Source organism: Streptomyces sp. NBRC 110611, assembly GCF_001590865.1.
GTDB lineage: Bacteria > Actinomycetota > Actinomycetes > Streptomycetales > Streptomycetaceae > Streptomyces.
Genome location: NZ_BBUY01000003.1, coordinates 517687 through 537257 on the forward strand (window position 1 = coordinate 517687; position 19571 = coordinate 537257).

Genomic DNA, 19571 nt, shown 5'->3' on the forward strand with positions numbered 1-19571 from the left:
TACCGGTTCCAGTAGATGAACCGGTCGACACCTACGGGGCATCAGCTCACCACCTCCATCTGACTCCCGGTTGCGTACCGGGTGTAGTCAATTGGTCACCACGGCGGCCCAACTTCCAATAGGCTGGGCTGACTTGAGTGGGCAAAATCAGATCCGCTGTCCACTGCGATGCTGCGTCAGTTCACCAAAGCGGGAGGTCACAGCGTTGGACGAGACGAGCAGCCCAGAGATTTTGAATCCCCTCCAGCGCTTCGGCTCGGACGTGAAGCGCGTCCGCCTCGGGCGCAAGCTCACGCAGAAGCACCTGGGCAAGGCCGCTGGCTACACCGATTCGTACGTCAGCCTGGTGGAAGCCGGGAAGCAGATGCCCAGTACGAAGTTCGCCATGGGATGCGACTTGGCGTTCGGGACGAACGGCCTGTTCGCAGGCTTGTTGACGCGGATAGAAGAGGGAGATCATCCGAGCTGGTTCGTCCACTACCTGGAACGGGAGAAGGCGGCGGCCCGCATCCACGACTACTCGGTCCACAGCATCATGGGCATCTTGCAGACTGAGGCGTATGCCCATGCGATCTTCCGTGCCGGACACCCGCAGGCACGCGCCGACGTGATCCAGGGCAAGGTCGATGCCCGTTTGAGGCGTCGCGCAGTGATGACGCAGGAGAATCCACCCGCGCTGTGGGTGGTCCTCCACGAGGCGTGCCTACGGACGGTCGTAGGCGGTCCAGCTGTCATGGCAGGTCAGCTACAGCACTTGGTCGACTCGGTGGAAGACCCCAACGTCGACATCCAGGTGATCACTTATGCGGCCGGGGCCGCAGCCGCGCATGTGATGCCATTCACGCTGCTCTCCTTCGATTCCGCCGCTACGGTCCTTTACGCGGACGGGCCGCAAGGGGGCAAGCTGTACGACAAGGAAGCGATCGTCGCAGAGGCCGTGCGTCACTTTGAACGGTTGAGGGCGCACGCTCTCCCCCCGGATGATTCGCTTGCCCTGCTCAAGGATTTGCACAAGGAGTTCACCTCATGAGAGCAGACATCGACCTCACCACCGCCGAGTGGATCAAGTCCTCGTACAGCAGCTCCAATGGTGGGCAGTGCGTCGAGTTCTCCCGGAGCTTCGCCCCGGCGGGTGTGGTTCCTGTCCGGGACAGTAAGGATCCGCACGGCGCGGCGCTGGTGGTCCCAACGGACCGGTGGTCGTCGTTCGTCGAGGCCATCAAGGGCGGGGCGTTCCCTGTCTGAACATCGATCAGGGAGGAATCATGCGCATAGGGGTGTACCTCGCGCACCCACGTCCAGGCAGCTTCAACCACGCGGTGTTCACTGCCGTAGTGGAAGAACTGCGGGGCCGGGGGTGCCACGTCATCGCGCACGATCTCTACGCCGAGGGATTCCCCCCTCTGCTGACCGCCGACGAGACGGAGACGGTCCAGTCGGCCGTTCCCGCCCGTGACGCGCAGGTGGAGCTGCACCGTTCCGAGGTGGCCACCCTTGATGCCATGGTGTTGGTCCATCCGAACTGGTGGGGTATGCCGCCCGCGGTCCTCACGGGCTGGGTGCAGCGTGTGCTCGCGCCCGGTGTCGCGTACAAGCTGGGCACTGCGGACGGGGAGCCCGCAGGGCTGCTGAAGGCCGGACGGGCGCTCGTGCTGAACACCTCCGACACCCCTGCCGACCGCGAAGAGAGTGAGTTCGGCGACCCGCTGCAGAGGATCTGGGCGGCATGCGTCCTGCCGTACGTCGGCGTCGCCGACGTGCGCCGCATCGTCTTCCGTACGGTGACCGACGCGACCGACGCCATGCGCGCATCATGGCTGCGCCAGGCACGTCAGCAAGTCGCCGCGCTGATGTCTCCGGAGAGCAGTTGACCTTGCCCGTGAGGTCAAGGTTTACGTTCGTGGAGATGAGCGGCATGAGAATCGGCGAGTTGGCCGGACGGGCCGGCGTGACGATCAAAGCGGTGCGCTACTACGAATCGCTGGGGTTGATCACGCCGCGCCGTCTGGCCAACGGATACCGGGACTACGACGAGGACGACGTGCGTCTGGTGCGCGAGATCCGGACTCTCGGCAGCCTCGGTATCCCGGTCGAGCGCACCCGGCCGTTTCTGGAGTGCCTGGCGGCCGGGCAGCGGCACGCCGACGACTGCCCGGCGTCGTTGGCCGGATATCGCGAGGCCATAGACGGACTGACCGAACGGATCGAGGCTCTGACCGCCCGCCGGGCGGTCCTGAGGCGACACCTGAGACAGGCCGCTTATCGCAACAGCAGTGTCCCCTCGCCTGACGACGGAGAAGACCTCATGAGCGACCTGTACCGGCTGCCGGCGAACCTGCCCGTTCCGGAGGACGACGGCGCGGCCGACCACCTTCCCGGGCGGAAGGTGCCCCGTCTTGAACTGGCCAGTACTGCCGGGGAGACGGTGAGGGCCGATGTCCTCGGCTCCGGGCGCACGGTTGTCTACGTCTACCCGCTCACGGGTCGCCCGGACGCCGACCTTCCGCACGGCTGGGACTCCATACCCGGAGCACGGGGCTGCACCACCGAGGCATGCGACTTCCGGGACCACCACCAAGAGCTGCTGGCCGCGGGCGTGCGCGGGGTCTTCGGTCTGTCCAGTCAGGACACCGCTTACCAACGTGAGGTCGTCGAGCGGCTCCGCCTGCCGTTCGCCATGCTCTCCGATCCTCGGCTGAGGCTGGCTGCGGACCTCGGCCTGCCCACATTCGAGGTCGACGGGCTGACGCTGTTCAAGCGCCTGACCCTCGTCATCCGCGACGAGGTGATCGAGCACGTCTTCTACCCGGTCTTTCCGCCCAGCGAGCATGCCCAGCAGGTCCTGGCGTGGCTGCGCGACAACCCGGCAGCCGCGTCGAAAACCTGACGGCAGGTGTCAAGTTTTGGTGGGACGGTCCCTCCCGAACGGCAGCGCGTGAATGTGTCGCGTGTCTTGCCTTGTCCTGTGTGTCTTTGTGTCTCTGGATGAACGGGAGCCTGCCCTGATGGACACCACCATTGACCCCCGGCCGCTGCTGGAGCGTGCGACCGGACAGTTCGCCGCCCTGGTCGCAGCCGTCGAGCCGGGACGACTTGACGCCCGCACGCCGTGCCCTGAGTTCGACATTCGCGCTCTGATGGGCCATGTGCTGGGCAATACGCTCGCCTACGCATACATCGCCGAAGGCGGCACGATCGCGGATGAGCCGGGGGACGTCAAGGAAGTCCCGGGCGATGACTGGGCGGTGGCGTATGCGGCGGCCGGGGAACGGCTGGTCGCCGCCTCCCGGGCGCTGACCGACGGAGCCCTCGACCACCTGGTGGACCTTGGCTTCGCGAAGATGCCGATGCGTGCCGCGCTGGGGGCGATCGTCATGGAGCTCGCTGCGCACGCGTGGGATCTGCGTGAGGCGTTGGGCGACTCGCCAGAACTCGACTCCGCAGTGGCCGACTACGCGCTGGCGTATGCCAGGGAGATGCTGCCGCCGGAGCGGCGCGGCGCCCCCGTGCCCTTCGCGCCGGTGCGGCCCGCCCCCGAGGGCGCGGATGCGTACGGGCGGCTGGCGGCCTGGCTGGGGCGGGAGGCGCGTGGGGCCTAGAGGCGGCTGGGGGCTTCCGGGCGTGCGGTTGTCTGTATGAGGGAGGCGGTGAAGGAGTGCCGGGGCTCGGTCAGGATCTGGTGGGCCGGGCCCTGCTCGACGAGTTCGCCCGCGTCCAGGACGGCGATGCGGTGGGCGAGGCGTGCGGTGTCCAGGTCGTGGGTGATGAGGATGAGGGACAGGTCGTCGTGACCGCTCTCGTCACAGTGGAGCAGGCTCGCGAGGAGGTCCAGGAGGCCGCGGCGGGTGACGGTGTCGAGGCCGGAGGTGATCTCGTCGCAGATCAGGACGCGGGGGTGGGCGAGCAGGGCACGGGCGAGGGCGGCGCGCTGGAGTTCGCCGCCGGAGAGCCGGGTGGGACGGCGGTGTGCCAGGTCGTCCGGTAGGCCGAGGCGGCGGAGGGTGGCGAGGGCCTCGTCCGTCGCCGCGTGCCGGTCGGTGCCGCGCAGTCGCACTGCCGTGCTGGCGACCTGGTCCAGGACGGGGCGGTGCTCGTCGAAGGCGGCGCGGGCGTCCTGGAAGACGTACTGGACGGCGGAGAGCTGGGCGCGGGTGCGGTGGCGCAGGCTGCGGGGGAGAGCTGTGCCGTCGAGGAGGATCTCGCCGTCGTGGTCGCGGTGGAGTCCGGCCAGGCAGCGGGCGAGGGTGGTCTTGCCGCTGCCGGAGCGGCCTACGACGGCCAGGCATTCGCCGGAGCGCAGGGTGAGGCGCGGGGTGTGCAGGACTGGGGGCGTGCGGCCGTGCCGGGCGCTCAAGTCAGTCAGCGCGAGTGCTGGTTGAGCTGATTTTTCGGGCGTTGTGGAGGACTGGGCCGGCGCTCGGTGTTCGTCGAGCAACTGGCGGGTCCACTCGTGCCGGGGGGCGAGCCAGAGTCTGTCCGGCGGTCCTGATTCCACGACCCGGCCCGCGCGCATCACGAGGACGTGGTCGGCGAGGGCGCGGACGACGTCGAGATCGTGGCTGAGGAGGACGACGGCGATGCCGCGCGCCGCGACCCCCACCAGTTGGTCGACGATGCGGCTCTTGGTGAGCGCGTCCTGGCCGGTGGTGGGTTCGTCGGCGACGATGACGCGCGCGCCGAGGAGGAGGGCCTGGGCGAGGACGACGCGTTGTTGCTGGCCACCGGAGAGCTGGTGCGGGTAGCGGGCCAAGAGGGCGTCGAGATCGGTGAGTTGGGCGTGCGTCAGGGCCTGGACGATCAGTTGGCCGGCGGCCGTGCGGCGTTCGGCGCGGGGGAGGTGGCGGACCTGAGGGCGGGCGATGTCGTGGAGGAGTGCGGTGATGCGGCGGGCCGGGTTGAGGACGGCGGCGGGGTGCTGGGGTACGTAGCCCACCAGGCGGTCGGCCGGCAGGCGTACGTCACCGGTGATGCGGGCGCCGTCCGGGTACTCCCCCAGGAGTGCCAGGCCGGTGGTGGTTTTGCCGCTGCCGGAGGCGCCGACGAGGGCGGTCACTTTTCCGGGCAGCGCCCGCAGGTTCACGCCGTCGACGATCGCCCGGCCGTCGATCTCGACGCGCAGCTCGCGTAGCTCCGCGACGGCCGGTTCCGTTGCCTGGCTCACCGTCGTGGTCCTTTCTTCTCCAGTGCGGCGTCCGAGAGCAGGTTGGTGCCCGTCGTCAGCGCCACGATCAGCAGTGCGGGCACCACCACGGCCCAGGGCTGCACGAACAGTCCGGTGCGGTTGCGGTCGACCATGACGGCCCAGTCGGCCGCGTCCGGTGCGACGCCGACGCCGAGGAAGGCGGCGGTGGAGACGAGGTACAGCACGCCGGTCAGCCGGATGCCGGCGTCGGCGGCGAGGGTGGGGAGTGCGGAGCGGCCGACGTAGCCGAGGGCGATCCGCCACCAGGTCTCGCCCTGCATGCGCAGCGCCTCGACGGCCGGGCGGGCGGCCGCCTCGCCCGCTGCCGCCCGTACGATCCGGGCCGCGTCCGGCACGTTTACCAGGGCGACGAGCAGGGCCAGTCCGGCGGCGCCCGGCGAGAGGACCGAGGCCACCAGGAGGATCAGGAGGAGTGAGGGGATGGCGAGGAGCACGTCGAGCGGGCGCATCAGCAGCTCCTCCAGCCAACGGAGGTGGGTGAGTGCGCTGATGAGGGCTATCGGGACGGCGATCAGGTAGGCGAGGACGGTTGCGGCGAGGGCGGTGAGGACGACGGTACGGCCGCCGTGCAGGACCTGCTGCCAGACGTCGCGGCCGACGAAGTCGGTGCCGAGCCAGTGGTCGCCGCCGACGCCCAGAAGTGGATCGCCGCCGAGGGTGCCGGGGGTGAAGGACGCGGCACGGGGGCCGGGGGCGCCGGCGAACAGCGGGCCCAGGAGGGCGAGGAGGAGGGGGACGGCGATGATGGTGAGGCCAAGGAGGAGGCGATTCCGTGTCCGCCGCTTCATGATCGCCGTCACGCCGCCACCCCCGCACGAGGGGTCAGACGGTGGGCCACCAGGTCGGCACCGAGATTGAGGACGACGGTGAGTACCCCGAACACGACCGCCAGCCCCTGCACCACCGGGACGTCGCGTTCGGCGACGGCGTTGAGGAGGACGGTCCCGAGGCCGGGGATGACGAAGAGGGACTCCACGACGATGACGCCGCAGAGCAGCCAGTCCACCGTCCGGGCCAGCTGCTGGACGGCCGGGGCGAGGGCGTTGGGGAGGGCGTGGGCGTACCGGAGGCGGGCGCCGGGGATGCCGTAGCGGCGGGCGTGGGCCACGTACGGGGAGCCGAGGGCGTCGACCATCCCGGCGCGTACCAGGCGGGACAGGGAGCAGACCGGCCGGGACAGCAGGACCAGGACCGGGAGTACCAGGGCGGCCGGGTGGGCGAGCAGGTCGGTGCCGTAGCCGACGGCGGTCGGTGGCAGCCAGCCGAGCCGCAGCGCGAAGAGCGTCACCAGCAGCACGCCGAGGGCGAACTCGGGGATCGCGTACACGGCGAGCGTCACGGAGCTGGTCAGCCGGTCGGTGAGCCGCCCCGCATGGCGGGCGGCGAGCACGCCCAGGCCGAAGCCGATCGGGACGAGCAGGGCGAGGGTGAGCGCGGCCAGGAGGAGGGTCGGGCCGAAGCCGTCGGCGAGGTACTGGACGACCGGGCGGCCGGAGGTCAGGGAGGTGCCGAGGTCGCCGTGGAGCAGGCCCGCCGCCCAGTCGGCCAGCCGCTCGTGGGCGGGACGGTCCAGGTGCATGGCTTCGCGGATGGCGGCGATGCGTGCGGGGTCGGGCTGGTCGCCGGCCAGGGCGACGGCGGCGTCGCCCGGCAGCGCCTCGGTGAGGGCGAAGACCAGCAGCACCACGGCCACGGTCTGTGCGACGCCGAGCAGCAGCCGCCGGGCGACGAAGGAGCGCAGCCCGCCCGTACTGCGTCTGCTCGCGCCGCTCGGGTGACCGCTCATGCCAGCCAGACCTTGTCGAAGCGGGCCCAGTCGAGGGTGTTGGCCGGGGCCCGGTGGGCAACGCCCTTCAGGTTCTTGGCCGTTCCGAGGATCCAGTCGGCGAAGCCCCAGACGAGGAAGCCGCCCTCGGCGTACAGCCGGCGCTGCATCCGTGCGTAGACGGCGGCACGGTCCCGCTTGTCCGGGGTGGACTGGGCCTGCTGGTAGAGGGCGTCGAAGTCCTTGTGCTGCCACTTGGTGGCGTTGGTGGTGGAGCCGGTGAGCAGGCGCTGGGAGATGTGCGCCTCGATGGGCATGGCGCCGGAGCGGTAGCAGCACAGGGTGCCGGAGTCGAGGATGTCGTTCCAGTACGAGTCCTTGCTCCCCGTCTTCACCTCGACGGTGACGCCGGCCTTCGCGGCCTGGTCGCGGAAGATGCTGGCGGCCTCGGTGAATCCGGCGGCGACGGCCGAGGTGTCGAGGGTGACCTTCAGCTTCTCGGCGCCGGCCTGCTTCAGCAGGGCGCGGGCCCGGTCGAGGTCCGGTGCGCGCTGGGGGAGGCCGTCGGTGTAGTACTCGTAGCCCTTGCCGAACAGGTCGTTGCCGACCTCGCCCGCGCCGGACAGGGCACCGTCGACGAGCTCCTTGCGGTCGGCGATCAGGAAGAACGCCTGGCGCACCCGCTCGTCGTCGAAGGGGGGCCGGTCGGTCTTCATGGCGAACGCCTGCATGGCGCTGTTGCGGAGCCGGACGATCTCGATCTGTCCCCTGCCCTCGTGGGCGCGGGCCGTGGTGGGGTTGAGCTCATGGGCGTACTCGGCCTGGCCGCCGAGGAGCGCGTTGACGCGTGCGGACTCCTCGTTGGCGACGAGGAATTCGAGCTCGTCGAGGTACGGGGCACCGTCCCAGTGGTCGGCGTAGCGGCGGAAGACGGCCGAGCGGCCGGGGGCGAAGGAGGCGAAGCGGAAGGGGCCGGAGCCGATCGGCTGCCGGCCGATGTCCGAGTCCGTGGCGTGCTCGGGAATGATGTAGGCGCCGAACGCGGCCAGGACGTTGGGAAATTCGGCGGTCGGGCGCTTGAGGACGAACTCGATGCTCCGCTTGCCGGTGGCGCGGCTGGCACCGAGGTCGATGGGCTCCAGGGAGGCCTTGGCGCGGAACGCCTTCTTCGGGTCGGCGATACGGCGGTAGCTGTGGAGGACGTCCTGTGCGGTGACGGGCTTGCCGTCGTGGAAGGTGGCCTCGCGCAGGGTGACCTGCCAGCGGTCCAGGGTCTGGTTGGGCTCCCACTTCTCGGCGAGGCGGGGCCGGGCGGACAGGTCGGCGCCGTAGTCGGCGAGTTTGTCATGGACCGCCTTGGCCCGGGCCGCGTCGACGAACAGGCTGGCCAGGTGCGGATCGAGAGTCTCGCTCGCGCCGCCGCCGGCGAACGCCGCGCGCAGACGCCCGCCGCGCTTCGGTGTGCCGCTGCCGGGGCCGGCCGGGCTGTCCGCGGGGTTTCCGCATCCGGTGAGGGCGAGCGCGCCGAGCGAGGCGGCGCCGGTGGCGGCGAGGAAGCCACGGCGGTGCAGGCCGGGGAAGCGTTCGTCGGACATGTGGCTCCTTGAGGCGTCTTCAGACGTGAGGTGTCGGGGTCAGTGGCCGGTCAGCCGGGCGATGACGTGCAGGCGGTCCGCGTCGGCGGTCTCGCCGGGCAGGTCGCCGTCCTGCCACCGCGGTGTGGTGCGCGGGCCTGGCCCGTCGTGGAGGGCGAGGACCTCGAAGCCGTGCGCGGCCAGTGCGTAGCGGAGCTCCTGCGGGAACAGCAGCCGCCAGGCGGAGCGCTGGGCGACGGGCGGGGAGCCGTCGTCGGACGTCCAGACGCGGACGCGGCGCAGGAGTTGGGCCGTGCGGTCCACGGTCAGGGTGGTGGTGGACCGGTAGGTGGTGCCCTGCCAGGTGAAGCCGCTGCGGGCGGGGGTGTGCAGCAGGTCGGTGCGGCCGAGGAAGTACGCGCCGTTGCGCATCTCGGCGACGAGCAGCCCGCCCGGGGCCAGGGCCCGGCGGCAGGAGGCGAGGAAGCCGTCGAGCTGCTCGTTGGTGTGGCAGTAGAGGAGGGAGCTGTCCAGGCAGACGACGGCGTCGAAGGCGGCCCGGCCGAGGTCGAAGCCGGTCAGGTCGGCAGGGACGTACGTCGGCCCCGGGTGGTGGACACGGGCGTACGACAGCATCGCCTCGGAGAGGTCGGCCGCTACGACGGTCCGGCCCGCGCCGTGGAGGTACGCGGCGTCCCGCCCGGTGCCGCAGCCGATGTCGAGGACCCGTGGCCCGGCGCCGTACCGCAGCAGGCAGTCCGCCGCCCAGCGGCCGGCCCGCCGTTCGGGATCGGGGAAGCGGGCCTCGTACAGCTCGGGTTTGTCGGTGAGCAGGTTTTCGCTGGTGGTGCTTTCGATGGTCATGAGGTGCTCCCTTCGCGGGCGGCGGGCGCGGGCGCCGGTTCGGGGTTCCCGGGCAGCGCCCTGAGCCGGTGCAGCCAGGCCACCCCGCCCGCCGAGACCAGGCCGAGGAGCGCACAGCACACCCACGGCAGCCACCCGATGCCGTCCCGTTCGCCGGTGTCCATGGCCCAGCCCACGACGGTGTTGCCGACCGCGGCGGCGATCCCCGAGACGACGTAGAAGATCCCGAAGTACGTCCCGGTCAGCTCGGACCGGCCGAAGCGGGGGATCAGCTCCATCACGAACGGCTGGGCGATCATGACGCCGAGGTAGAGCAGCAGCGCGCCGGTCAGTACGGGCACGGCGGCGAGCACTCCTGCGGACTCCGGCCCCGCACCCGCCACGGCCGCCACGGCCGCCGGCGGCAGGAACGCCAGCCCCATCACCGCCAGTCCGATCGCCATCCAACGGGCCCTGCTGCCCCGGGACTTGAGCGCTCTGGTGATCCGCAGCTGGAGGGCGAGATTGGTCACGGTGCCGACGAGGAATACCAGGCCCGCCGCGCCGTCCCAGCCGGTGGCCCGCCGCGCCCCGTCGGGCAGCAGCAGGTACAGCTGGTTCTCCAGGGTGAACATGCCGATCATGGCGAGCGCGAACGCCAGGAAGGCGCGGTTGCCGACCACCTCGCGCCAGTCCGCCAGTACCCCGCCCCCGCTCGGCTCCACCGTCCGCGCGGGCAGGACCAGGGCCTGCGCCACGGTGAGCACCGCGAAGATCCCGGCGGCGGTGAGCGCGGAGGTACGGAAGTCGACCAGCAGCAGCGCGCTGCCCAGCAGCGGGCCGATCAGCGCACCGGTGGTGGCGAAGACGTTGAACAGCGCGAACGCCTCCGCCTTGCGCTCCCCCGCCTCCTGCGCGAGGTACGCCCGTACGGCCGGGTTGAACAGCGCCCCGGCGAGTCCGCTGAGCACGGACGCGGCGAGCAGCACGGCCAGCCCGTCACCGAGCGCGAACAGCGCGAACCCGACGGTGCGCAGGGCACACCCGGCGATGATGACGCCCCGGGCCCCGAGCCGGTCGGAGGCCGAACCGCCGATCAGGAACAGCCCCTGCTGGCTGAGGTTGCGTACGCCGAGGACGATGCCGACGACGGCCGCCGACATGCCCAGGTTCTCGCCGAGGTGGGTGGCGAGGTAGGGGATCAGGAGGTAGAAGCCGGTGTTGACGCCGAGCTGGTTGACCAGCAGCAGCTGGACGGCGAGCGGGAAGCGGCGTATCTCGTGCCAGGTCTTCATAGCGGCCTCGCGTCCTCCTCGACGCCCAGCCCGGGCCGGTCGGTTGCCCGTACGAAGCCGTCGGCGCCGCCGATGCCCGTCCATGGGTCGCGGCTGAGCAGCAGATGCCCGTCGAGGTCGGTCCAGCGGGCGCGGTCGGCCAGGTGGACGGCGGGTGCCAGGCCGAGGCTGCTGGCGGTCAGGCAGCCGAGCATCAGCGCGGTGCCGCTGCCCTCGATCGCCTCGGCGATGCGGAGCGCCGCGTGGACGCCGCCGCACTTGGCGAGCTTGACGTTGACCCCGTGGACCCGTCCGGCCAGGCGCCGGGCGTCGTCGAGGCCGACGGCGTCCTCGTCGGCGATGACGGGCAGGGGCGAGCGTGCGGCGAGGGCGCCCAGGGCCTCCGGGTCGCCGGGGGCGAGCGGCTGCTCGACGGCCTCCACACCGAGGTCCGCGTACCGGGGCAGCAGGGCCCTGGCCTGTGCCGGGCTCCAGGCCCCGTTGGGGTCGAGGAGCAACCGCACCCGGGGCGCCACATCGCGGATGACCCGTACGCGCTCCACATCGTCCTCGGGATCGCCCGCTCCCGCCTTCACCTTGAGGAGCTGGAAGCCGCTCGCGGTGAGGCGGCGGGCCTCGGCGGCGGCGTGGGCGGGCGAGGTGATGCCGATGGTGCGGGCGGTGGCGGCCACGGGGGGCGCGGATGCGGGCTCCAGGAGCCGGTGGACGGGGACGCCCGCGCGCTTGCCGACAAGGTCGAGCAGCGCAGACTCGACGGCCGCGGTCACCGCCGGTGGGGTTTCGGCGGCGACCAGCTCTCCCGCCCCGAGTGCCTCCAGGGCGCTCTCGGGGCAGGCGAAGCCGGTCAGTTCGACGGCGCCGAGGAGCCGTACCAGCGTGTCGGCGTCGAGACCGTAGTACACGCTGGTGACGGCCTCGCCATGGCCGGTCACCCCCGCGTGCTCGATGCTCAGCCACACGGCGTCGCGCGCGGACATGGTGGAACGGGAGATGCGCAACGGCTCGGCGAGTTCGAGGCGTACGGTGCGCAGGCCGGCCTTCACAGGGTGCCTTTCGCGGGGGTCGGGGAGGTGGGGGTGGGAGAGGCAGAGGTCGGGGAAGCGTGGGGCGGAGGGGCAGGGACCGGAGCAGCGGAGGTTGGAGCGGCGGGAGTTGGAGCGGCGGGAGTTGGAGCGGCGGGGGTCGGAGAGGCAGAGGCCGGAGCAGCCGGGAGCGGGTCGGTGACCCTCGTACATCGCACCCAGCCGGTGGCCTCGGCCGCGTACGGGTGCGGTATCTCGACGGGCCGGGTGGCCGCGGCGGAGAGGTCGAGGCCGTGCGCGGCGGTGAAGTCGTCGTCGTACACCGTGCCGAGGTAGCGGTGCGGGCCGTCGGGGAAGACGGTGGCGACGACCGCCCCGGGATGGACGCGGGCCGCCCAGGCGGCGACCCGGGCGACCGCTCCCGTGCTCCAGCCGCCGCTGACGAAGGAGCCCCGGGCCAGCCGCCGGCAGCCGTCCACCGCCTCGGCCGGGCCGACCCAGTGCACCTCGTCGAAGGCGTGGTAGGCGACGTTGCGCGGATGGATGCTGCTGCCGAGGCCGCGCATCAGCCGGGGCCGGGCGGGCTGGCCGAAGATCGTCGAGCCGGTGGCGTCGACGCCGATGAGGCGGAGGGCGGGCCAGTGCCGGCGCAGCGGGCCGATGATGCCCGCGCTGTGGCCGCCTGTGCCGACGCTGCACACGAGGATGTCGAGGTGGTCGAGCTGGGTGGTGAGTTCGGCGGCGAGCGAGGCGTAACCGGCCCGGTTGTCGGGGTTGTTGTACTGGTCGGGCCAGTACGCGCCGGGCAGTTCGGCGAGCAGCTCCCGCAGCCGGGCGAGGCGGGCGGCCTGCCAGCCGCCCTGCGGCGCCGGACGGTCGACGATCTCCAGGCGGACGCCGTGCGCGCACAGCAGTTGCCGCATCGCAGGCTCCAGCTCGCGGTCGCCGACCAGGACGACCGGATGGCCCAGCGCCTGGCCCGCGAAGGCCAGGCCGATGCCGAGGGTGCCCGAGGTCGACTCCACCACCGGGTCCCCGGGCCGCAGCTCGCCGCGCTCACGCGCCCCCAGCAGCATCGACACCGCGGCCCGCGCCTTCATACCGCCCGCCGCCAGCCCTTCGAGCTTGGCCCAGAAGCCGGGGTGGGCGTGTGGCAGGTCGGTGGTGACACGGACGACAGGGGTACGGCCGAGCAGGGCGAACAACTCCGGCCGGGCGTCGGGCCGTACGGCGGTGGCGGCGGTCATCGCTCTCCCCCGGGGCGTCCGGCGGACCGGTACCGGTGGATGACGCCCGGCCCGCCGTCGAGCCAGAAGAAGGGGTACGGCTCCGCACACACCGCGCTCACCCCGTGCCCGAGGAACCGGGGCAGGACCGCGCTCCCGGTCTGGGCGAACATCACCAGTTGCTTGCCGTGCCGGAGCGCGTGCTCCCGCAGCGGCTCGAAGGTGCCGTTGCCCAAGGTCATCCCGGACACGAGCAGCGCGTCACACCGCGCGGACCCGGCGAGCGCGTCGGTGACCACCGGCTCGCCCCACTCCGTCGTACCGCCCTTGAGATCGCACGGCACGTAGCCGAGGCCGCGCGAACGCAGCGCTTCCAGAAGCGAGTTGACGACCCCGACCACGAGCACCGTGGTGCCGGCCGGCAGGTCCAGCAGCCCGGCCACGGCACCGGCCCGGGCCCGGGACTTCTCCAGCGACGATCCGGCGGGCAGCGGGACGGGGTGCGCCCCGTTGGCCGGGGTGTGGGGCGTGAGGTGCGTCAGGTAGGCGTCGAGAGCGGCCACCCGCACCGGCGGCAGCGGATGGTCCAGCAGCCGTGCGACATCGGCGCCCACACAGTCGTCGAGCGCACCGTCGGGCAGCGCCCCGGGCTCGACCGCGCACGAGCCGACGGCCTCGGCCAGCCGCAGGCTGAGGACTTCGTTGCGGTACCCGGTGCCGCGCCCGTCATGCCGTACGGCCTGCCGCGTGGTGAAGGCGACGGCGATCCGCAGCGTACGGGGGTCGGTGCCGAGGGCGCCCGCGCGGACCCGGTCGACCAGGCCGTCGTACGTCTCGTACGTCTCGTGCGGCACCGCGTCGACGGGGGTCATGGCGGGCACGGGGGTCATGGCGGCCACGGGGGTCGCGGTGGTCGCGGGGGGTACGGCGGTCATCGGATCACCAGCCCCGCCCGCAGCGCGGACAGCAGGCCCTCGACGCGGTCGCGGGCGCCGGGGCCCTTGGCGTCGCCCGCCATCACATGCCCCAGGTACTCGTTGTTGCTGCCCGCCGCCTGCACCGTCTTGCCGGGCTCGGCCACCTGCACTTCCAGCACGCCCGCCGCGCCGGCCAGGTGACTGCCGTCGAGCCCCTCGACCTCTTCGAGCGTGCCCGCACGGTCCGGCAGCAGGAAGCCGATCGCGGCGCTGCGCAGCCCGGTGTCCGTGCGCCGCAGGTCGGGTTCCCGGCCGAGCGCGACGTCCACGAAGGCGGCGGCCAGGTCGATCCCGGTCACATGGCGGATCAGCTCGGTGATGCGGTTGCCGGCGGGCCGGGGGTTGACCTCCACGACGCGCGGCCCGGCGGCGGTCAGCTTGACCTCGGTGTGCGCGACCACGCCGTCGACCAGACCGAGCGCCGTCAGCGCGCGCACCGCGGCCCGCTCCGCGGCCTCGGTGTCCGCGGCGGCCAGCGCGGCGGGGAACATATGCCCGGTCTCGATGAAGGCCGGTGCTCCGCCGAGGCTCTTGTCGGTCACGCCGACCACCTGCACCGCGCCCCCGTACGACACGGTCTCGACGCTCACCTCGGGCCCGTCCAGCAGCTCCTCCAGCAGGACGACGGGTGCCCGCCGCTGCCCGCGCGCATTGACCGGGAACGCGGCCAAGGACGCTACGGCCTCCGCCAGTTGGTCCTCGTCGTCCACTCGGCGCACGAACATCCCGGCGCACAGGTCGACGGGCTTGACGACCAGCGGATAGCCGATGACCTCCCGTGCGGCCCGGGCGATATCGGCCCACTCCTCGTGCACGGCGAAGCGCGGGCCGGGCAGCCCGGCCCCGGCGAGGACGCGACGGGTGGCGTCCTTGCGGCAGGCGTTCCCGACGGCTTCCGGCCCGGGGCCGGGCAGGCCGAGGTGTGCGGCGATCCGCGCCACCGCCGGGAGGTAGTAGTCGCAGGACGTGATCACCCCGTCGAAGCCCAACACCGCGTGCAGCCGCTCGACTTGGGGCAGCAGGGCCTCGGTGTCGTTGGTGTCGGCGGTGATCACATTGCGGGCCCCGAGCAGCGGGTGCGTGGTGCCTTCCGGCGCCGAGCGCAGGTAGTGGTGCAGGTCGCGGGTGAGGAAGGTGAACTCGTGCCCGCCCTCCCGTATCGAGCGTGGCAGCAGTCGGCTCATCGAGCCCACCCAGCTCTCGATCACCAACAGATGAGCCACAGCTCCCCTTTCCGTGCCGGGGGTCACCGGCGTACGGGCAGCCCGGCGCTCCCTCGGCGAGGAGGGGACCGGGTTTGGTCGCGAACACCTTATCGATAATGATTGTCATTGTCATACTGGGTGTCCGCCCCTGCTGGGTGCGGCCCATGCCATCGCGTGCGTCCTGCGTCATCGCGTGTGTCGCGTGCCATCGCGTGCGTCCCGCCCCGCCCGACTCCGTCCGGAGGGCCCGTTGTCCTTGTCCTTGTCCTTGTCGTCGTCCTTGCCCTTGTCCCGCCCCCGTCGTTCCGTCCGTCCCACCCCTCCCGCCCGCCGCGCCGTGCTGCTGAGCGCCCTGGCGGCCGCTGCCACACTGAGCCCCGTCCCGCCCGCCCAGGCCTCCGCCCCGGCGGCGCCGGCTCCCCGCCTCCACTTCGGCGCCTGCCCGGACTCCGTACCGAAGCCGGCGGCGCCGGACCACGTCGAATGCGGCCGGCTCAGCGTTCCGCTCGACTGGTCTGCGGAGTCTCAGGGGGCGCGCATCGACGTGGCCGTCTCCCGGGTCCGTGCCTCCGGTACCCCCGCCGAACGGCGCGGCATTCTGCTGGTGAATCCGGGCGGCCCGGGCGGCTCCGGGCTCTCCTACGCGGTCACCAAGCGCGCCAAACTCCCGGAGAGCGTGCGGCGTTCGTTCGACATCATCGGCTTCGACCCGCGCGGAGTCGGCCGGAGCACCCCCGCGGACTGCGGCCCGATGGGCGGTCTCTTCGACGCCCCCGGCGTGGACCCCGTACCGGCGAACCGCGCCGCCGAACGGGCCTACCTCACGTCACTCCACGCCATGGCCGACGACTGCGCCACGCACGCGGCCGGCCTGCTGCCCTACCTGTCCACCGAGCAGACCGCCCACGACATGGACGCGATCCGCGCCGCGCTCGGCGAACCGAGGACGAGCTTCCTCGGCGTTTCCTACGGCAGCTACCTCGGTGCGGCGTACGCCGCCCGGTTCCCGGACCGGGTGGGCCGTATGGTGCTGGACAGCGTGGTCGGCCCCTGGGGCTGGTACGACTTCGACGTGATCCAGAGCCGGGCGCTGCTGCGTCAGCGGGACACCTTCTTCGCCTGGACCGCCGCGCATGCGCAGCGCTTCGGTGTGGGGGCGAGTGCGACCGCCGTACGGCGGTCCTATCTGCGGGTGCGCCAGGGGCTCGGCGCGCGGCCCGTGGACGGCTTCGGCCCGGCGGAGTTCGACCGCGCCGTGTACCGCGCGCTGGGCCGCACCGAACGCTGGGCAGGCCTCGCCGACGGCATACGCACGTACCTCACCAGTGGCGGCGTCGACGGAATGCGCCCGGCGTCCGCCTTCGACGGCCCCGACTCCCGTAACTACGAAGCGGCCAACCGCATCGTCAAGTGCGCCGACGGCCCCGGGCCCAGCCCGCGCGCGATAGCCGCGGACATCCGCCGCACCCGCCGCCTCGACCCCCAGCCGGTCCTCACCGGTATGGAGGCCTCCGTCTGTGCCTCCTGGCGCCATCGGCCCGGCCACCGCACCCCGCTCGGCAGCCCGGACGCCCCGCCCGTACTGCTGGTCGCGTCCGCGCATGATCCCGTCACGCCCCTGGAGGGCGCCCGCCGACTGCGCAAGCTGCTGCCCGGCTCCCGCCTGATCACCCTCGACAACGACTACTCCCACGGGGTGTTCGCCAGCCGGGGCAACGCCTGTGTGGACAGTACGGCGGCCGCGTACCTCGTGGCGGGGGCGGTGCCGGCGGCGGACGTCCGCTGCGCGGGCCCCGGGCTTCCGAAGGCGCCCTAGGGCCTGTCCCTAGCACAACGTGGGGCCCTCGGAGCGTCAGCGGATGGCCGGAATGGCTGGAAATCGACCTTAGGAGGCTGAGGAGGGGGTTGGAGAGGGGGCGAGAGGGGTGTGGGTAGCGCGGTCTCGCGGAGGGAGGACCTCCCCCGCGGCGTCCCCTTTCCCAGCGAGACCAGCGCACACCAGGACTAACGCGAAGAGCTTCGCGTTAATCTTCTCGGACAATACTTGGCGAGAACCCGCACTGCAATACGGAGCCGCCGTGACCACAGCGCACCCTGTCCCAGGCGAGACCCGGCCCGGCGGGCGTACGGCCCGCACCCGTCAGGCCGTACTGGCCGCTGTCTTCGAGGAGTTGGGCGAGGGCGGCTTCGCCGAGCTCACCATGGAGAAGGTCGCACAGCGGTCGGGAATCCACGTGGCCACGCTCTACCGGCGCTGGCGCTGTATCGAGGGCCTGGTCTGCGCGCTGCTGACCGACCTGAGCGATGGCGTACCGCTGCCGGACACCGGCACGCTGTACGGCGATCTGCGGGCGATGGCCCGCTCGCTGGCCGCCTTCTACGAGGAGCCGCGGATGCGGCGGCTGATCGAGGCGGTGGTCTCCGCCGCGGCGCGCCACCCGCAGGCCGCCACGGCGCTGCGGTCGTTCTTCGAGGAGCGGCTGCCGCTGTCGGGCGGGATGGTGGAGCGGGCCAGGGAACGCGGTGAAGTGCCCCCGGGTACCGACCCGGTGGAGGTGATGTCGGCCCTCGGCGCGCCCTTCTACTACCGGATGCTGATCGTCCGCCGCCCCGTCGACACCCACCTCGCCGAGTCCGCCGCCACCGCCGTATGGGCGGCGGCCCGCGCGGGCGCGTACGTGAAAACGGACAGCGGGCCGGTGGACGAAACCACCGACCCGCCGACACCCCATGCCGGGGCTACTTCTTGACCGGGGCTACTTCTTGAGCAGTCCTGCCATCCACGCCTCGACCTCGTCCGACCGCCGCGGCAGCGCGGCCGACAGGTTCCGGTTGCCGTCGTCGGTGACGAGGATGTCGTCCTCGATCCGTACGCCGATGCCGCGGTACTCCTCGGGCACCGTCAGGTCGTCCGCCTGGAAGTACAGCCCGGGCTCGACGGTCAGCACCATCCCCGGCTCCAGCGTGCCGTTGACGTACGCCTCGGTGCGGGCCGCGGCGCAGTCGTGGACGTCCAGGCCGAGCATGTGGCCGGTGCCGTGCAGGGTCCAGCGGCGCTGCAGGCCCAGTTCCAGGACCCGGTCGGCCGGGCCCTCGACCAGGCCCCACTCGACCAGCTTCGTGGCGAGGACCCGCTGCGCGGCGTCGTGGAAGTCGCGGAAGGCGGCGCCCGGCTTGACCGCCGCGATGCCCGCCTCCTGGGCTTCGTGGACCGCGTCGTAGATCTTGCGCTGGAGGTCGGTGTAGCGGCCGTTGATCGGGAGGGTGCGGGTGACGTCGGCGGTGTAGAGGGTGGTGGTCTCCACACCGGCGTCCAGGAGCAGCAGGTCGCCGGAGCGGACCTGGCCGTCGTTGCGGACCCAGTGCAGGGTGCAGGCGTGCGGGCCGGCGGCGCAGATCGAGCCGTAGCCGACGTCGTTGCCCTCCACGCGGGCGCGCAGGAAGAAGGTTCCCTCGATGTAGCGCTCGGACGTGGCTTCCGCCTTGTCCAGGACCTTCACGACGTCCTCGAAGCCGCGCACCGTCGAATCGACGGCCTTCTGGAGCTCGCCGATCTCGAAGTCGTCCTTGACCGCCCGGGCCTCGGAGAGGTAGACGCGCAGCTCTTCGTCGCGCTCGGCGGTGACCTTGTCGGTCAGCGCGGCCTCGATACCGGCGTCGTGGCCGCGTACGACGCGGACCGGGCCGGTGGCCTCCTTGAGAGCGTCGGCCAGCTCGCGCACGTCCTTGCAGGGGACGCCGAGCAGCGCTTCGGACTCGGCCAGGCTGTGGCGGCGGCCGACCCACAGCTCGCCCATGCCGTTCAGCCAGAACTCGCCGTTCTCGCGGTTGGAGCGGGGCAGCCGGTAGAGCGTCGCCGTGTGGCCGTTCCCGTTCCCGCTCCCGGCCTCGTCCTTGGCGGGCTCCAGGACGAGGACGCTGTCGTCGGTCTGGTCGCCGGTGAGGTAGACGTACTCCGTCGAGGCACGGAAGGAGTACTCGGTGTCATTGGAGCGGGTCTTCAAGTTGCCCGCGGGGATCACCAGGCGCTCACCGGGGAAGCGCGCGGAGAGCGCGGCCCGGCGGCGGGCGGCGTGGGGGGCCTGCTCGATCGGCCGCAGGTCCCGCAGCTCGGTGTCGGCCCAGCCGCCCTTCATGTTCTCCGCGAGCTCATCGGAGACGCCCGGGTAAAGGCCGTTCTTGCGCTGCTTGATCGGCTGCTCGTCCGCGTCCGGGATCTCCGGCGTCAGCTCGTCGGTCACCATGCCTCCTCATAAGAGTGAACGCATTCCATCGTATGTGCGGATGGAACGCGGTCCAGAGGGCGGAACGTGTGACCTCTCAGGCATTACGGCCATAGGACGCATGGCGGGAGCAGACGGTGGGGGAAAGGCGCTGCCTTCCGCTGCCTCCCGCTACTTTCTGCCGCCTCCCGCTGCTCTCCGCTGTTCTCGGCTGCTCCCCGCCACTCCCGGCCGCTCC

18 protein-coding genes are annotated in these 19571 nt (G+C 71.9%); 7 read left to right on the forward strand and 11 right to left on the reverse strand.

Annotated features, from left to right (window positions below):
- Positions 1 to 205: 205 nt before the first annotated feature.
- The 5 genes from AZE13_RS10500 to AZE13_RS10520 all read left to right on the forward strand — a co-directional run bounded on the left by AZE13_RS10500 (position 206) and on the right by AZE13_RS10520 (position 3599).
- On the forward strand, positions 206 to 1030 hold the full coding sequence (locus AZE13_RS10500) for a helix-turn-helix domain-containing protein (protein WP_066929342.1): 825 nt from the start codon (positions 206 to 208) through the stop codon (positions 1028 to 1030).
- Positions 1027 to 1245 (forward strand): DUF397 domain-containing protein, encoded by a 219-nt coding sequence (locus AZE13_RS10505; RefSeq protein WP_066929343.1) that lies wholly within the window; start codon positions 1027 to 1029, stop codon positions 1243 to 1245. The genes AZE13_RS10500 and AZE13_RS10505 overlap by 4 nt, the downstream gene beginning before the upstream one ends.
- A 20-nt stretch (positions 1246 to 1265) precedes the next feature.
- A complete protein-coding gene (locus tag AZE13_RS10510; RefSeq protein WP_079123872.1) occupies positions 1266 to 1871 on the forward strand; it encodes an NAD(P)H-dependent oxidoreductase in 606 nt (201 codons plus the stop codon).
- Between the two features lie 44 nt (positions 1872 to 1915).
- Positions 1916 to 2887 carry a MerR family transcriptional regulator gene (locus AZE13_RS10515; RefSeq protein ID WP_066929344.1) on the forward strand — a complete coding sequence of 324 codons (972 nt, stop codon included), beginning with the start codon at positions 1916 to 1918 and terminating at the stop codon, positions 2885 to 2887.
- A gap of 118 nt (positions 2888 to 3005) precedes the next feature.
- Positions 3006 to 3599, forward strand: a complete 594-nt coding sequence (locus tag AZE13_RS10520; protein WP_066929347.1) for a TIGR03086 family metal-binding protein — start codon at positions 3006 to 3008, stop codon at positions 3597 to 3599.
- Here AZE13_RS10520 and AZE13_RS10525 read toward each other — a convergent pair.
- The 10 genes from AZE13_RS10525 to AZE13_RS10570 are packed head-to-tail and all read right to left on the reverse strand — an operon-like array spanning position 3596 to position 15128.
- Positions 3596 to 5161 carry an ABC transporter ATP-binding protein gene (locus AZE13_RS10525; RefSeq protein ID WP_066929348.1) on the reverse strand — a complete coding sequence of 522 codons (1566 nt, stop codon included), beginning with the start codon at positions 5159 to 5161 and terminating at the stop codon, positions 3596 to 3598. The genes AZE13_RS10520 and AZE13_RS10525 overlap by 4 nt on opposite strands.
- Positions 5158 to 5991 carry an ABC transporter permease gene (locus AZE13_RS37940; RefSeq protein WP_066929604.1) on the reverse strand — a complete coding sequence of 278 codons (834 nt, stop codon included), beginning with the start codon at positions 5989 to 5991 and terminating at the stop codon, positions 5158 to 5160. The genes AZE13_RS10525 and AZE13_RS37940 overlap by 4 nt, the downstream gene beginning before the upstream one ends.
- A gap of 8 nt (positions 5992 to 5999) precedes the next feature.
- Positions 6000 to 6989, reverse strand: coding sequence for an ABC transporter permease (locus AZE13_RS10535; RefSeq protein ID WP_066929350.1), 990 nt, complete (start codon positions 6987 to 6989; stop codon positions 6000 to 6002).
- Positions 6986 to 8563 (reverse strand): ABC transporter substrate-binding protein, encoded by a 1578-nt coding sequence (locus AZE13_RS10540; RefSeq protein WP_066929352.1) that lies wholly within the window; start codon positions 8561 to 8563, stop codon positions 6986 to 6988. The genes AZE13_RS10535 and AZE13_RS10540 overlap by 4 nt, the downstream gene beginning before the upstream one ends.
- 39 nt (positions 8564 to 8602) lie before the next feature.
- Complete coding sequence (locus tag AZE13_RS10545) at positions 8603 to 9406, reverse strand: class I SAM-dependent methyltransferase (protein WP_066929354.1); 804 nt, start codon at positions 9404 to 9406, stop codon at positions 8603 to 8605.
- Positions 9403 to 10680 carry an MFS transporter gene (locus AZE13_RS10550; RefSeq protein ID WP_066929356.1) on the reverse strand — a complete coding sequence of 426 codons (1278 nt, stop codon included), beginning with the start codon at positions 10678 to 10680 and terminating at the stop codon, positions 9403 to 9405. Before AZE13_RS10550 ends, AZE13_RS10545 begins: the two co-directional genes overlap by 4 nt.
- Complete coding sequence (locus AZE13_RS10555; protein ID WP_066929358.1) at positions 10677 to 11723, reverse strand: dipeptide epimerase; 1047 nt, start codon at positions 11721 to 11723, stop codon at positions 10677 to 10679. The genes AZE13_RS10550 and AZE13_RS10555 overlap by 4 nt, the downstream gene beginning before the upstream one ends.
- Positions 11720 to 12949 carry a PLP-dependent cysteine synthase family protein gene (locus tag AZE13_RS10560; RefSeq protein WP_258527701.1) on the reverse strand — a complete coding sequence of 410 codons (1230 nt, stop codon included), beginning with the start codon at positions 12947 to 12949 and terminating at the stop codon, positions 11720 to 11722. Before AZE13_RS10560 ends, AZE13_RS10555 begins: the two co-directional genes overlap by 4 nt.
- The gene (locus AZE13_RS10565) at positions 12946 to 13800 is read right to left on the reverse strand and encodes a Rossmann-like domain-containing protein (protein WP_066929606.1); all 855 of its coding nucleotides are present in this window, start codon (positions 13798 to 13800) and stop codon (positions 12946 to 12948) included. The genes AZE13_RS10560 and AZE13_RS10565 overlap by 4 nt, the downstream gene beginning before the upstream one ends.
- A 59-nt stretch (positions 13801 to 13859) precedes the next feature.
- Positions 13860 to 15128, reverse strand: a complete 1269-nt coding sequence (locus AZE13_RS10570) for an ATP-grasp domain-containing protein (RefSeq protein ID WP_181690304.1) — start codon at positions 15126 to 15128, stop codon at positions 13860 to 13862.
- A 319-nt stretch (positions 15129 to 15447) separates the two neighbouring features.
- Here AZE13_RS10570 and AZE13_RS10575 point away from each other — a divergent pair, with 319 nt between their 5' ends.
- Together AZE13_RS10575 and AZE13_RS10580 are read left to right on the forward strand one after the other, a co-directional pair.
- Positions 15448 to 16926: an alpha/beta hydrolase gene (locus tag AZE13_RS10575; RefSeq protein ID WP_107288297.1), complete on the forward strand. Its 1479-nt coding sequence runs from the start codon at positions 15448 to 15450 to the stop codon at positions 16924 to 16926.
- A 262-nt stretch (positions 16927 to 17188) separates the two neighbouring features.
- Positions 17189 to 17860, forward strand: coding sequence for a TetR/AcrR family transcriptional regulator (locus AZE13_RS10580; RefSeq protein ID WP_066929363.1), 672 nt, complete (start codon positions 17189 to 17191; stop codon positions 17858 to 17860).
- A gap of 6 nt (positions 17861 to 17866) precedes the next feature.
- On the opposite strand, the gene AZE13_RS10585 is transcribed toward AZE13_RS10580, so the two are convergent.
- Positions 17867 to 19351, reverse strand: coding sequence for an aminopeptidase P family protein (locus AZE13_RS10585; RefSeq protein WP_066929608.1), 1485 nt, complete (start codon positions 19349 to 19351; stop codon positions 17867 to 17869).
- Positions 19352 to 19571 lie beyond the last annotated feature (220 nt).